Genomic DNA, 14,846 nt, shown 5'->3' on the forward strand with positions numbered 1-14,846 from the left:
CACAGCCCTTCTCCACCGGTTTTTACTTGCCGTCATACGGCCTGCCGCTTTTGGCGGTAAGCATGATATCGAGAACGGTCCAGGCAGCGGCAGCCTCTACGGCAGGCAACGCACGCTGCACAATAGCGGGATCATGCCGTCCGGGAACGGAAAGCTTGCAATTCGTTCCGCTGCTCCTATCGATCGTATCCTGTTCTTTGGCAATTGACGGTGTTCCCTTGATCACGGCCTGAAAGAGGACGGGCATCCCGTTCGTAATGCCGCCGTTAATGCCGCCGTTATGATTTGTCCGCGTCCGCACACGACCGTCGTCATCATAATAAAAGGAATCATTTCCTTCCGATCCCGTCATCGCCGCCAAAGCAAAGCCGTCGCCGAAAGAGACGCCTTTTACTGCCGGAATGGCAAAGATCATGTGACTGAGCTTGCTTTCAACGGAGTCGAAGAAAGGATCGCCCATACCTGCCGGTAGTCCCGTAATCATGCATTCCACAATACCGCCGACGGAATCGCCGTCGCGCTTCGCCTGCAAAATTGCTTTTTCCATTTCCTCTTCTTTAGTCGGATCGAGTACGGCCAACGCATTCTGCGATAATCGTCCGAAAAGCGCCTTATCTTTGCCTAGAGAGCAAAAGCGACGATCACAGATGTTCCCCAATTGCAGGATATGCGCTCCTATCGCAATTCTGTCCAAAGCCAGAATCTGTTTGGCCACGGCGCCGGCAAAAACGAGCGGCGCCGTCAACCGTCCCGAAAAATGACCGCCGCCGCGGTAATCATTATAGCCGCCGTAACGGACGTTGCCGCTATAATCGGCATGACCGGGACGCATAATATGCCGCAGCCGCGCATAGTCTTCTGCGCGCTGATCTTCATTGGCAATGCGTACGCAAAGCGGCGTTCCCGTCGTAAAGCCGTTAAAAAAACCGCTTTCCACAGAAAACACGTCGTGTTCCCGGCGTTTTGTTGACAACTCGTTTCGTCCCGGCGCACGGCGCCGCATCTCTTGCGACACAGCCTGCCAGTCGAGGGAAACACCTGCCGGAATCCCGTCCAATACAGCGCCGATACAAGGACCGTGAGATTCACCGAAAATGGTCAGTGACGCCGTTTCTCCCCATGTGTTGCTCATCTGCTTCCCTCCTGTCGAATAGTGCCGCCTAACCGTTGAAAGTCACGCCAAAACTGCGGATACGATTTGGCAACGGACTCGGCGCCATCAATCACGACAGTGTTTACCGCCCGCTGTGACGCAACGGCCAGCGCCATCGCCACGCGGTGGTCGTTCCAAGCCGAAACGGTACCGCCATGTAAGAAAGGCACGCCGTGGATAACGAGACCGTTTTTTTCTTCTTCAATATCGGCCCCCAAAGAATTCAACTCCGTCGCCATAGCATGAAGCCGATCACATTCCTTGAACCGCAGCCGGCCGGCATTAACGATCTGTGTCGTTCCTGTGCTGCAAGCTGCCAATGCCGTCAATACCGGCGCCAGATCGGGGCAATCGGCTACATCGACGATACAGCCCCGCGTTCTTGTCGGCAGGGACTGAATCCCCTGCGCCGTTCGCCGCACGTCCCCTCCCATATTCGAGAGAATATCCAGGATGACCGCATCGCCCTGCCGTGAATGTTCCGTTAAGCCGCTGCAGAGAATAGCCTCCCCGATAGCTGCCGCGGCAAGCCAGAAGGCGGCTTGTGAAAAATCGCCTTCCACCTGATACCGCCCCGGCTGATATACTTGATTGCCGGTAATGTGAAACGTATCGTTTCCGCTTTTTTCAACGCCGACGCCATACTGCCGCAGACACGCCAACGTCAACTCGACGTAGCTTGCCGACTCCAGCGCCGTCGTACTGTGCAGCACTGAATCGCCAGGCAACAGCGGCAACGCAAACAGCAGTCCTGTAAAAAATTGCGAACTGACGTTACCCGGCAGCGCATAGTACCCCGGCGTCAATTCGCCGCGCACAGTCAACGGCAGTCCAGCATCGTTTTTTTGGCAACAGATCCGGCGCGCGTTAAAGAGATCGTAATAAGGCTGCAACGGTCGTTCGGCTAAGCGCCCGCTACCGGAAAACGTCACCGTATTACCGCTGGCAAGGGCGAGGGGAATCAAAAACCGCAAGGTCGAACCCGATTCGCCGCAGTCGGCAAAAAGGGCCGAGTTCCGCCGCCGCAAGCCGCCGCGGATATGCAACGTCCGTTGCGCTGGCCGCGGCGCCGCTGCCGTCTCAATCTCCGCCCCCAGCAGTCGAAGTACCCTGCAGGTCGCTGCAAGATCCTGCGAAGGCGATACGTTTTCCACTACCGTTTCGCCATTCGCCAAGGCGGCGCAGATTAAATGGCGGTGTCCCATGCTTTTTGATGACGGTATCGTCACGGTGCCGTGCAATTTCTTCGGTGTAATGACTACCTTCATCGCAATCCTTCCCTTCCGAGATAATCCGGCATCGCTTCACAGGCAACGGAAATCAGTTTTCCCCGGCCGATCGCCGGAATAATCGCCAACGTCATCGTGTCCCCGCGCCGCTTCTTGTCTTTCTGGAGAAACGGCATGAGCCGTTCATCTGGCAGCGAAATTTCCGTCGGCAGCCGGTACCTCTCCAGCAGCTTTATCAGCCGCGCCGTCGTACCTTTTTCCGTCAATCCTTGCCGTTCCGTTCCCGCCGTGATGCGGACCATGCCGATAGACACGGCTTCACCGTGCAAATATGTACCGTAACCGCAAGCCCGTTCCACGGCATGACCGAAGGTATGGCCGAAATTGAGCAGCATCCGTTTCCCCTGATCATGGACATCGGCCGCCACGATACGGGCTTTTTCCCGACAGCAAGCGGTAATAATCTCTTCCCAATACCTGCCGATCGTTGCCGGACTCTGTCGTTCAAGAAAAGAAAAAATCCGGTCATTGCAAATGGCACCGTATTTGATGACCTCGCCCAATCCGTCACCGACACACCGCGGCGAAAGAGAGTCCAACAAATCGGGATCAATGTACACGGCGGCAGGTTGGCAAAAGCTGCCGACCTGGTTTTTACCGCCAGCCAAATTCACGGCCGTCTTACCGCCGACGCTGCTGTCAACTTGCGCCAACAAAGTCGTCGGCATTTGAATGTAGCGTATTCCCCGCAAATACGTTGCCGCCGCGAACCCGCCGAGATCACCGACAACGCCGCCGCCAAACGCAATCAGCGTATCGCTGCGGCTGAGGCCAAAGGCTGCCAAGCTATTATAAACGGCAGCCAGCGTCGTCAGATTCTTGTGCTCTTCTCCCGGCTCAAGACGAATCACCTGTACGGCGGCGCCGGCGCTGCGCAAGGACTGCGACAGTTTTTCACCGTACAAAGCAGCCAGCGTCGTATCCGTAAGGACGGCAACTTTCCCTTTCAGCACCGCTGCCGGTAGCAGCCCCGCCGCCTGTTTCAGCAAACCGCGGGAAATATGGATATCATAAGCATTGTTCGGCAGTGAAACATGTAGATTATTCATGAAGTAAATCCCTTCTCCGTCTGGACGCCTCTTCCAGAAAAGCTTTCAAGCGCGCCCCGTCTTTTGCTTCCAGCAGTTTTGCAAAATGGCCGAGAGTCTGCTGAAAGGCCGTTATTTCGTGCAGCACATTCTCCCGATTGGAAAGAAGCAGATCTCGCCATAAAGGCGCGTTGATATTGGCAACACGCGTGCCGTCCCGAAAGCTGCCGGCAATAAAATATTTCGTAGCCTCGTCCATCGCTTCACAGTTGATCAGCGCCGTCGCCAAAACATGAGGCAAATTGCTTGTATACGCGATCAACCGATCGTGTTCTGCCGCAGTAACACAGGCGACGCGAGCGCATCCCAAATCCTTTGCCATGGCCGCAATGGCGTCAATATTCTCCCCTTTGTTGTCCGGCGTCGGAATCAAAATATAATTGGCGCCGTCGAAAATATCCGCCCGTGACCTGCCGTACCCCTGTCCTTCGCAGCCGGCCATAGGATGACCGGCAACAAAATCCATGCCGTCGCCGAGATAAGGCTTCACCGCAACGGCTAAATTGCCTTTGATCCCGGCAATATCCGTAATAACAACATGCGGTGAAAAATGCGCTGCATTGGCTTTGATGAAACGGCACATCGCGGCGGCAGGCGTACAGAATATGATCAGCGCCGCATCCCTTAAAACGGTGCCTCCTGTCGTGTATATTTCATCTACACAGCCGTCGGCCAAGCCGTTTTCCAACGTACGTTGATCGGCATCAAAAGCCAATATCCGTTTAACGCCCCGTCGTTTCAGCGCCTTAGCATAAGAACCGCCCATCAGTCCCAGCCCGACGATGGCAACACACCGGTCAACAAGATTTTCGTTCATATCTTCTCCCCCCGTTATAATATCCTTCGTCCCACGGCACAAGCCACTTGTCGCAGCGATTTCATCATTTCGGCGAACATGGCCGGAGTAACGGACTGTGCACCGTCGCACCACGCGTGTTCCGGATCGTTATGCACCTCGATCATCACGCCGTCGGCGCCGACGGCGACAGCAGCCTTGGCCAGATCAGCAACCATCCAGCTCTTGCCGGCTGCATGACTGGGATCAACGATAACCGGTAAGTGACTCAGCCGTTTGACGGCAAGGACAGCGCTCAGATCCAACGTATTGCGCGTAAAATTTTCAAAGGTGCGGATTCCCCGCTCGCAAAGAATAACATTTCGATTGCCTTCCGCCATAATATATTCTGCCGACATCAGCCATTCTTCGACGGTAGCGCTGAGACCGCGCTTCAACAAAACCGGTTTCTTCGTCCGCCCCAAGGCCTTCAGCAAATCAAAATTCTGCATATTGCGCGCGCCGACTTGGATCAGATCTACGTCATTTTTCAAAAAAGCAGCCACCTTGTCGACTGACATGATCTCCGTCACCACCGGAATCTGTTCCTTCTTGCTCGCACGGCAAAGCATTTCCAGCCCCTTATCCCCCAATCCCTGGAAAGCGTACGGTGACGTTCGCGGTTTAAAAGCACCGCCGCGCAGCATCGCCGCGCCGCTGCTATGAACGGCGTGAGCAACGCTCTCTATCTGCCGCGGCGTTTCAATTGAACAAGGACCGGCAATAACCGCCACTGCCGGCCCGCCGACGGGAATACCGGCGACGCTAACAACGCTGTTTTTCCGGTGAAAAGCTCTGCTTGCCCGCTTGAACGGTTCCGCTACAGGAATAATATTGGCAATGAAGGCGTACTGCCGCAGCGCCGCCAACTCGACAGGCGCCGTATCGCCGATGAGTCCGAAGGCCGGCCCTTCAGCCCTGTCAACCCGTTCCACCTGCAGTCCTTGAGCCGTAAAATAAGCGGCCAGTCCGTTCATCTCCGCCTCTGTTGTCTCTGCTTTCAATAAAACGATCATGCTTCCTGCCCTCCTCAAACCAAAAAGGGACAGGCTCCATGAGCCTGCCCCTCCGATACTGCAACGGTCGCTGACGACGCTGTCGCTTATACGGCAAAAGAAGTATCATCCTGAATTCGCCTCATGGTCTTGCCTATGCGGTTGAATAAGAGGCACCAAAAATAGCCGGCGCTAACGACGAAATAGCTCCAGCTAAAATAGATATACCCGTATTCAATTGCTTGCAATGAGCCGAACGACGTATTCATTGTGCAAACATCCTTTACCGATGATCTTTTATCAACAAGTTGTGCCTATTGTATTCCAGCCCCTGCCGTTTGTCAAGAGGCGGAATCGCGCAGACTACCAGCTGGGCGGTATGGCCGGTGTCACGACGCGAAATGTATATCCCTTTTCCTTGAGCAGATGGATGACGTCGGGCAAGGAATTAACCGTCGCCCCATGACCGGCTGAATCGTGCATAAGAATAACGAGGTGTGTGTTCAGGTATGGCCGTTTCTCCAACTGACTGCGGATATTTTCCAATTCCTGAGACGACGTCTTGCCGCTGCCGTCCGCATCTCCGTTCAACGCATTCCACCCGACTTCTATATACCCCAAATCACGAACAGCCTGCCAATGAGCCGCCGTAAAATGTCCGGCCGTACCGCCGGGCGCTCGGGAAATGATAGGCCGTACATGAAGAATCTGATAGATCCGTTGTTCCGTCTTTTCCATTTCATCCGTGTAGGCCTGGGCCGACGCGTAAAGCTTTGCATAATCATGACTGTAAGAATGAAGTCCGATCGCATGCCCTTCCTGATAGATGCGCTTTACCGTTTGCGGATTGTTTTCCACGTTTTTACCGACGAGAAAAAACGTGGCGCGGACATCTTCCGACTTTAAAATATCGAGTATTTTTTGCGTATTTTCCTTGTTCGGCCCGTCGTCAAAAGTCAGATAGACGACGTGATCTCCGTAATAATATTCCCGCTCCGTCCCGCGATAATAGGTCAACGGCAGTCCTCGCTCACGACGTTGCTGCAAAGTGTACGCATCATAAACCGGTAAGGCATTATCTGCCGGCGGCAAAACGAAATCCTTATCCAGTTTGACGACTTGCGCCGTGTCAGCAGCAGGTAACCCGAACGCTTTACCCAGCTTAAAAACGTCCGCCGTACCGGCAGGCGGCGTTTCCACCGCCAGTCGCAACTCTTCGGCCCAAGCCCTATGACCTGTTATGGTCCAACCGACCAACACCAAAATGCAAACGGCAACAACGCCGATAAATCCTCGTAATTTCACGGTATCCCTCTCTATTATATGGACTTCTTATCCAAGTTGTCATATGCAATGTACTGCCGTATGGTGCAGGTTTCTCTATAGCCGTCTGCCAACACGCTGGCCGATAAGCCAAGGTCGTCCAATTCATCGAGAAGCGCTTCTGTCATGCGGTGCTGCACCGCATTGTAACCGGTGCAGAAGAGGACGCGCGCACAAGGCATACCGCGGAACATGCCGCGGGGATGCTTGACCAATTTGGCCAATAGGGCCGGCGTCAACACGGCGCCGATCGGCCTGCCCATAATGGCCGCCGCCGTATCAACGCCGTCGACGCGCTCCTCCGACAAGGGTGAGCTGAGCATTTGCAGATTGAGTACGCCGATCAGCGTATCGCAAGTTTGCGGCAGCGGTATGTCATCAGCCTGCGGGGCTTTCAGCCATTTATGCCGGGACGCATCGGCTTCAATCAGAATATACCAGGCCGGATGACGGCTTTTCAAGTAATCGATCGTCTGTGCCTCCAGGCCTTCATAAAGACCGTCAGCCGTCAGATTTCTAAACCAGGCCGGTACACGTCCGGCAGCGATCCGTTCGGCGCAAAAAGCCTCTCCTTCTTCGATATTACCGGTGCAAATAACATCAAATGGTCTGACATTATCGACGCGATCACTGTTTACGGACACCGTCGTACTGATCATAATCGGCAGATTTGCAGTATGCCCGTATTTTCCCAGGCGCTCCAGCACCGTCGTCTTCCCGCCGGCACCGACGATCGCCGTAATCCCCGGATGCAGCAGACGCCGCCAGCGTTTATCTTCTACCATACTTTATTCCTCCTTACGTCATCCGGATCATCAGCGCACCGTCTCCAGGCAGCTGTATCCTTTCCAAGCCGTTTCCGCCAAATACCGCACCATCTCTACGGTCAGCGCCTTTCGCTCTGCGCCCGAACAGGTTCCGTAATTGGCAAATTCCAGTTCTTCACTGGCCAGGTGAGCTACATTTTCCCGCGCCGCCATGCCTTTATCCGTCAGCTCCGCCGCCGCCCGCTCTGCAAGCACGGCCATACCGGGACGGCCGCCGACGGCAATACGCCACCTGCCTGCGCGGATTGACGCCGCCCCGGTAAGATAAGGCTCATCCGTCGGCAGGCTCCGGTAAAAGAAAAAAGCGCCATATCCGCTTCCCTTGGCGATATCTATCTGCGTGATCATATCGCCCAACGGCGGACAGCCAAGATAATCGGCAAGACTCATTCTCCCTTTGCCGTAAAGCTCCACGTCGACATGCATCGTCAACAAGATCGGAATAATCATGGAAAAAGGCGCCTTCACTGCCAACAAGGCTCCTAACGTGGCGTTTTCTTTCAGTCTTCGGTCGTGTATTTCGCGCAATGCCCGCGGCAAGACGCCGCCGTCAATTCCGGCAACCGCCCCGTTGGCTTCAAGGTCGGACAACGTCGTCATGGCCCCGACGGCCAATTCATCTCCGCCGTCGCGAATATACGACAAACCGGTATTCGCCAAATCAATAGTCAACGGCGGCTGCGTCTTCTCATACCGGTGACGCTGTCCGCCGGCGCGGAAAGAAGCGCCGGCAGTCTGTTGAAACATGAAGTATGCTTCTTCAGGCGTTGCCGGCATATAGCTGTTCTCTTGTATCGTCATATACAACCCTTTCTATTCACGCTGCAACAGTCCGATATTAGTCCGCTTCACATCTACCAAAAAGGACCCGTCACAACTGTCGAGGATCCGTTCGATCAGTTCATCCGGTCCCAGCGTATTATATAGATCTAATTCTTCTTTATACAGCAAGATCGGCATAAAAAGCTGCAACATCGTACCGTCAGCCAACTTCATCTCGCCCAGTTCACCGTCAAACTGTACGATAATGAGTCCGGATAATGCCGTATCCGGCGCGAAAGGCTCACAAAACTCCGTATTCGGAAGCACAAAGCCGTAAGACAGCCACAATTTATGAACATGGGGAAACCGCCCAAGCTCCATCAGCAAATGAAGCGGCCAGGCAGCAGGATCATCTCCGTCAACAACATCATTACAAGCCGAAAAGGGCCAGTTGCCGGGCAGCATCATATATAATTCGCCATAAGACGATTTTTTCGCATCGAATTCGGCGCTGCCGGGATATTGCATCGGAGCACCACTCATGCCGATCGTATGTATCAGGTAAAAAGGTTCTTCCACCGTAGGATATAAGATCCCGATATCCACAGGCAGCGGTTTTCTGGTGCCGTCACGCAAAACGGAATGCGTCCGATAAGGAAACAGCCGCCGGAAATAACATTTTACCTGTTCATTATATTTTCCGTCTATACTGCTGATCATCTCTGTATCGGTCAAGGAAAAAAAGCGCTTCCCTTGACGCCGTTGCGCAGTCAAAGTCATCCTATCCCTCCGCCCCTGTATCTTTTATTCATTATATCACATTCCGCCCATATTTGTCGGCAAGGAACAAGCGCAATTGCGCTTTCCTTCCCTGTACCTTTCTTCTATAATTAAATAAGAAAAAAATGAAGGAGTGATAATGATGAAACCGTTGCAAAAAACACTGCGCGCCGCCATCGTCCAAGCCGCACCGCTGCTTTTCGACAAAGAAGGCACACTCGACAACGTATGCCGACAAATCGGTGAAGCCGGCCGAAATGGCGCCAGACTGATTGTTTTTCCAGAATCGCTGATCCCCTGCTACCCATACGGACTAACCTTCGGCTTTACCGTCGGCAGCCGCTCCGAAGCGGGACGGCGCGACTGGAAAACGTACTACGATAATGCCCTTGCCGTTCCGGGAAACGACACACGGCGCATCGGCGACGCCGCAAAAGAGGCCGACGCCTATGTCAGTATCGGCATCACGGAACGGGACCGCGCCAACGCATCCCTTTACTGCACTAATCTGATTTTCGGACCTGACGGAACCCTTCTCGCCAAACACAGAAAAATAAAACCGACCGGTGCCGAACGGTATATTTGGGCCGATTCTCACGATAAGGCTACGTATTTCCCCGTAACCGACACACCGTGGGGTCCGATGGGCACACTTATTTGCTGGGAAAACTACATGCCCCTGGCCCGCATCGCCCTCTATGACAAAGGCATATCCATCTACCTCGCCCCGAACACGAACGACAATCCCGAATGGCAGGACACGATCCGTCACATTGCCATCGAAAGCCATTGCTATGTCTTCAACGCCGACCAATATTTCACCAAAGCCATGTACCCCGCCACACTTCTCGAAACAGCAGAAATCGCCGCTCTCAACGACACGGTCTGCCGTGGCGGCAGCTGTATCATTGATCCTTACGGCCATTATGTAACGGAACCCGTCTGGGATCGGGAAGCAATCATCTATGCCGATCTCGACTTCGACAAAGTACCGATGAGCCGCATGGAATTCGACGGCTCCGGTCATTATTCACGGCCCGACATTTTAGAACTTATTGTACACGAATAATTTCTTTTTAAACCGAGAATCCTCTAGTCATTATACACCGCAAGAAACACCGCACTGCGCGATCTCATTTTGATCCTCAGCTCATTCATGATGACCTGAGGCATTACTTTGCCGATAAAATCCCACAGCCGCGTCTTGCCTACCGGCAACACGCCGTATGTCCCTCATGTACTTCTTCCTTTCACGTGCGCCAGTTGACATTTCCCTTGGATACAACGGCCATCACGATTTTGTTCCGCATTTTCAACGAAATTACCGGCCTGTGAAAAAGCGCTTTTATTTCCGCCTGCACAATCAAATTTACATAAAGAAACAGCAGATACAAAACCAATCTGCTGTTTCTTTTGTTGTATTATACTAATTACTCTATAGTACCAATTAGTAACACTTTATCGCATAATTGCCGCAATGGTACTAAACGCTATTAGCGATACACCAGCAATAAGCAAAAGTCCTACGCCTGCCCAAATAATAAGTTCAATAAAGACTTTTGATTGTTTTGTTGAATTAAAATCTTTAACATTGGTTCCAAGTGCAGCCAAAATCAATGCTCCACCGGTAGACATCGGAGAAAGGCCCGCCAAAGATCCCCCCGCCCCGACAGCTGCCATTAACGCAACGGGATCAACACCTCCTACTCTGACAGCAATATCAGCGCACATCGGCATCATCGTAGGATAAACAACGCCTAAGGCAGAGCTTACAAGGCTGAGAAGACCTGCGGAAATGCCAATTAATGGAACGGCAGTCGTACTGTTCATAAATGACGCAATACCGTCACTCATCAATTTAATTCCTCCTACTTTATCTACTACGCTCAGTAATGCTCCCACACAAAGGACCATCATAATCGTTCCCCATGGTAGCTCTTTCAAACATTCGCCATCTTTTGCAATTCCTCCCAAAACCAAGAGTACTGCGGAGAAAAATGCGGCTAACCCTATATTAACGTTGCCAAATACAATCAGCATTAGCATAAGAACGATACCACTTAAAGCGATAATCTGATGCTTTGTAAAAGGGGGCAATTCATTTTCTTCAACTGCTACTGTAGTTGATTTAACTGTATACCCTTTATATACGAGAAAAACGATAACGCCAAATATAATTGTAATTAAAGTTTTACACACTAAAATAGTCGGCATAACATTTTCAATACCTGCACTTGAAGCAGCACCTGTAATAATGGCAGCTTCAGGTGTAATGGGCGTCATACGTCCGGCCATTAAGCCAAAAACACCTATTAATCCCATCATAACCGGATTATATCCAACTTGAATAGCCGTAGAAACGGCTAAGGCAGGTATAATAGCTAAAGCAGGCACTGCCCCAGGCCCAATGCCGGCCACAATAAAACCTGCAATATACATTGCGATCGGCAACATCCATATATGACCGCGAGTAGATGCTACTATCTTCTTAGCCAATAAATCCAAAGCACCTGTAGATTTTATTACTGAAAACAAAAAAGTAATTCCAACTAAGGTACAAAACATGCCGCTACTGATACCGCCAATTAAAACTTTATCCGGCATGCCAAACAAACGAACGCAAACTGCACCCACAGCAATCGCTACAAGCCCAACATTAACATGCCGAATAAACGCTATGATAATGGCAAAAACGAACAATATAAATGATAAGGCATCCATTCCCATAATAGTAATCCCCTTTCGGATTTGCCCGAATTGAACATTCAGACTGGTGGAGAAAATACATTATTTACAAGGTTCACCGATATGAATCTGATGGCTGCTGAAATTTCCATCAATAATCGTAGTTTCGTATTTAGCGGCTTCCAACATTCTCTCGAAGCTAATGCCTGTTTCCATCCCCATTTCATTAAACATGTAAATCAAATCTTCGGAAGCAACATTTCCCGAAGCTCCTGGTGCAAAAGGACACCCGCCCAATCCGCCTAAAGCGGCTTGAACGTTAGGAATGCCGGCTTCAATACCTGCTAATGTACATACCACTCCCATGCCACGAGTATCATGGATATGAAGTTCATAATATTCGTTTGGAAATACCTTGGTAACAACATTGACCAAATCACGCACCATCTTGGGATCAGCCTGCCCAATCGTATCGGCAAGGCAGAACTTATGAATCCCCAGCTTTGTCCCCTCACGAATGATCCGCAATACATTTTCTACAGGAGTTTTTCCTTCAAACGGACATGTAAAAGACGTCGCCATAGAAAGAATAATATCCATATCAGGAAGTGCTTCCCGAATCTTCGCCAAGCCTTGCAGCGACTCTTCAACAGTCTGATTAATATTCGCCTTATTATGGGATTCGCTGACCGAAATGACTGTATCAATCTTTTTCAAACCGCATTCTGCAGCAGCTTTAGCTCCATAAAGATTAGGAACCAGTGCAAAAAAATCAAGGTCCTTATCGCCGTGTTTTTCCAAAGTCTTAGTCACAACATCTTTAATGTCTTTCATTTGAGGAATCGCTTTAGGATGAACGAAAGAGCCTATTTCCATGGTTTTAACACCGGAAGCCACGAGCATATCTATTACTTTCAACTTTTTTTCAGTCGGAATAAATTCTTTTACATTTTGAAAACCGTCGCGCGGGCCGACTTCAATAAAATTCACTTTTTGTATCATCATAATTCTCCCTTTTTAACATTTATTTCAGCCTATTACAGAACATTTTTTTTCGTTAATTCTTCCATTTGCTCACTGCTTAATCCAAGCCATTTGCCATATATTTCCGCATTGTCTTGCCCCAATTCGGGAGCCGGAGTTGAAATATCCGCTTTAGTCGTCATCAGCTTAATCGGATTTCCATTGACTCTCATGTCCCCAATAACGGGATGATGAATGGATACAAACATTTCTCTCGCCTCAGCAATGTGCGGATCTGTCGTAACCCGTTTTAAGTCATTAATAGGGGCAGCCGGAACGCCTGCCGCTAAAATGGATTCAACGTTTTCATCAATGGTACGCTGAACACTCCATTCCTCAATAATCGGTTTTAGATCCGCATAATTTTCACACCGTTTAATATTCGTTTCAAAGCGAGGATCAATCAATAATTCCGGTTGTTTTAAAACTTTTTCACACAGCAATTTAAATAATTTATCATTCCCACAACCAATTACAAAAAGTCCGTCCGACGCTTGAAACGAGTCATAAGGATATGCAGAAGCATATCTATTCCCCATGAGTTCAGGCTGTTTGCCAGATGCAAAATATCTCTGCGTTCCCGTTTCTAAGCTAGAAACAACCGAATCGACGAGAGAAACATCTACTCTCTGACCTTTACCAGTAAGGGTGCGAGCATGAAGTGCCATCAAGATGCCGATAGTTAAATTTGTTCCACCCAACACATCTCCCATGGCATTCCCCACTCGAAGAGCATGACCGCCGGCTTCACCGGTAATGCTCATCAAGCCGCCGGACGCCTGTGCAATAATATCATATCCGGGACGTTGAGAATTAGGCCCATAACAGCCAAACCCGGAAACAGCAGCATAAATGATCTGATCATTTACTTCTTTGAGCACATCATAGCCTACCCCTAGCTTATCCATAACGCCGGGACGATAATTTTCGACAACAATGTCTGCTTTTTTTACCATTTCTAAGAATATTTTTTTACCTTCAGTATCTTTTAAGTTCAGCGTGATACCTTTTTTACCTCTGTTAACATTGGCATAATACATGCTGGAACCATTTTTCAACGGACCAAATCCACGTGTATCATCCCCTTTTTTAGGAATTTCTATTTTAATAACTTTGGCCCCATAATCCGCCAAAAGCATAGTACAATAAGGACCTGCCAAAACTCTGGTCAAATCTAAAACGATGATATTTTCTAACGCTTTACTATTACTCATCACAATTCCCCTTATCATAAGATTCTTAAACTAAATTCCTTCAACCACTCCTGCGCGCCGGAGCAATCAAATATTATTTGCGTTTATTTTAATCCTCACGATTTCATTTGTAAAATTTAATCGATTTTTTATTATGTATTTTTACGTATTATTTTGTTTTCTATTGTATTAAATTTAATCGATGAGGATTTTATCTTAATGAATTTTTATTGCATTTCTTAAAAGTACAACATTTTACCTGTTTTATTTTGTATTTTTATGGCTTTATGTCTAATTCAAATTTAATCGTTTTTTTCAATTTATAATAAAAATTTTTGCCTGATAATTATTTGAATAATTCTTTATCCTATCATTTATTATTTAATTTTATTTTCCCCCTGCCCTTGATATTTATTACAAACCTTTTCGCTGTAATTTATATCAAAGCCTTTTTACACATTTTTCACTTGCTTACATCGCTATTTCTTTACAATAAGTTCAACGTCTACGAACAACACAGCTGAATTCACAACTTATATCATTTGAATCAAATATTTTTCTTAGCCATACCCAATGTACGAGGCTGCTATTATGCACATTAGTATCAATCAACTTCTCATAGACGGTACTATCCATTTGCCGTAAAACAATATCAATGTCCTTATTTATCTCACATTCCATCTTTTATTTTATAAAGCATATTTTTCAAGCATTACGTCCATCTATCATCACTTGCAACTTTATTTACTAAGCAGTTTTTTTACTCATTACAAATAGAATCATCAAATACCGTCATTACAACAATGGAAAGCCCCAGTCCTGCCAAAACCTTTTATTGTGCAATAACATTTATCTGAAAATTTTTACGAAACTAAAAAGAGTCTAATCCGGAT

At 49.2% G+C, this 14,846-nt stretch carries 13 protein-coding genes; 1 reads left to right on the forward strand and 12 read right to left on the reverse strand.

Annotated features, from left to right (window positions below; all coding sequences use genetic code 11):
• Positions 1-22 precede the first annotated feature (22 nt).
• From aroC to C0977_RS07250, 9 genes are all read right to left on the reverse strand, one after another.
• Positions 23-1,132: a chorismate synthase gene (aroC, locus tag C0977_RS07210; protein WP_101912918.1), complete on the reverse strand. Its 1,110-nt coding sequence runs from the start codon at positions 1,130-1,132 to the stop codon at positions 23-25.
• Complete coding sequence (gene aroA / locus C0977_RS07215) at positions 1,129-2,421, reverse strand: 3-phosphoshikimate 1-carboxyvinyltransferase (protein WP_101912919.1); 1,293 nt, start codon at positions 2,419-2,421, stop codon at positions 1,129-1,131. The genes aroC and aroA overlap by 4 nt, the downstream gene beginning before the upstream one ends.
• On the reverse strand, positions 2,418-3,491 hold the full coding sequence (aroB, locus tag C0977_RS07220; protein WP_101912920.1) for a 3-dehydroquinate synthase: 1,074 nt from the start codon (positions 3,489-3,491) through the stop codon (positions 2,418-2,420). The genes aroA and aroB overlap by 4 nt, the downstream gene beginning before the upstream one ends.
• Entirely contained in the window at positions 3,484-4,347 is an 864-nt protein-coding gene (locus tag C0977_RS07225; RefSeq protein ID WP_101912921.1) for a prephenate dehydrogenase, read from the reverse strand. Before C0977_RS07225 ends, aroB begins: the two co-directional genes overlap by 8 nt.
• Positions 4,348-4,361: 14 nt before the next feature.
• A complete protein-coding gene (gene aroF / locus C0977_RS07230; RefSeq protein ID WP_101912922.1) occupies positions 4,362-5,381 on the reverse strand; it encodes a 3-deoxy-7-phosphoheptulonate synthase in 1,020 nt (339 codons plus the stop codon).
• Between the two features lie 342 nt (positions 5,382-5,723).
• A complete protein-coding gene (locus tag C0977_RS07235) occupies positions 5,724-6,665 on the reverse strand; it encodes a polysaccharide deacetylase family protein (protein ID WP_234987602.1) in 942 nt (313 codons plus the stop codon).
• Between the two features lie 14 nt (positions 6,666-6,679).
• Complete coding sequence (gene yqeC, locus C0977_RS07240; RefSeq protein WP_101912923.1) at positions 6,680-7,468, reverse strand: selenium cofactor biosynthesis protein YqeC; 789 nt, start codon at positions 7,466-7,468, stop codon at positions 6,680-6,682.
• Between the two features lie 30 nt (positions 7,469-7,498).
• On the reverse strand, positions 7,499-8,311 hold the full coding sequence (locus C0977_RS07245; protein WP_101912924.1) for an FAD binding domain-containing protein: 813 nt from the start codon (positions 8,309-8,311) through the stop codon (positions 7,499-7,501).
• A 12-nt stretch (positions 8,312-8,323) separates the two neighbouring features.
• Positions 8,324-9,052, reverse strand: a complete 729-nt coding sequence (locus C0977_RS07250; RefSeq protein WP_023054225.1) for a suppressor of fused domain protein — start codon at positions 9,050-9,052, stop codon at positions 8,324-8,326.
• A gap of 139 nt (positions 9,053-9,191) precedes the next feature.
• On the opposite strand from C0977_RS07250, the gene C0977_RS07255 reads away from it, so the two are divergent.
• Positions 9,192-10,121, forward strand: coding sequence for a carbon-nitrogen hydrolase family protein (locus C0977_RS07255; protein ID WP_234987603.1), 930 nt, complete (start codon positions 9,192-9,194; stop codon positions 10,119-10,121).
• Between the two features lie 389 nt (positions 10,122-10,510).
• Here the strand turns inward: C0977_RS07255 and C0977_RS07260 are convergent, their stop codons facing one another.
• The 3 genes from C0977_RS07260 to C0977_RS07270 are packed head-to-tail and all read right to left on the reverse strand — an operon-like array spanning position 10,511 to position 13,974.
• Positions 10,511-11,779, reverse strand: coding sequence for an SLC13 family permease (locus tag C0977_RS07260; RefSeq protein ID WP_101912926.1), 1,269 nt, complete (start codon positions 11,777-11,779; stop codon positions 10,511-10,513).
• Positions 11,780-11,839: 60 nt separating this feature from the next.
• Complete coding sequence (locus C0977_RS07265; protein ID WP_101912927.1) at positions 11,840-12,742, reverse strand: hydroxymethylglutaryl-CoA lyase; 903 nt, start codon at positions 12,740-12,742, stop codon at positions 11,840-11,842.
• A gap of 32 nt (positions 12,743-12,774) precedes the next feature.
• A complete protein-coding gene (locus C0977_RS07270; protein WP_101912928.1) occupies positions 12,775-13,974 on the reverse strand; it encodes a CaiB/BaiF CoA transferase family protein in 1,200 nt (399 codons plus the stop codon).
• Between the last annotated feature and the right edge of the window lie 872 nt (positions 13,975-14,846).

The sequence above is a fragment of the Megasphaera vaginalis (ex Bordigoni et al. 2020) genome (assembly GCF_900240295.1).
Classification (GTDB): Bacteria; Bacillota; Negativicutes; order Veillonellales; family Megasphaeraceae; genus Megasphaera; species Megasphaera vaginalis.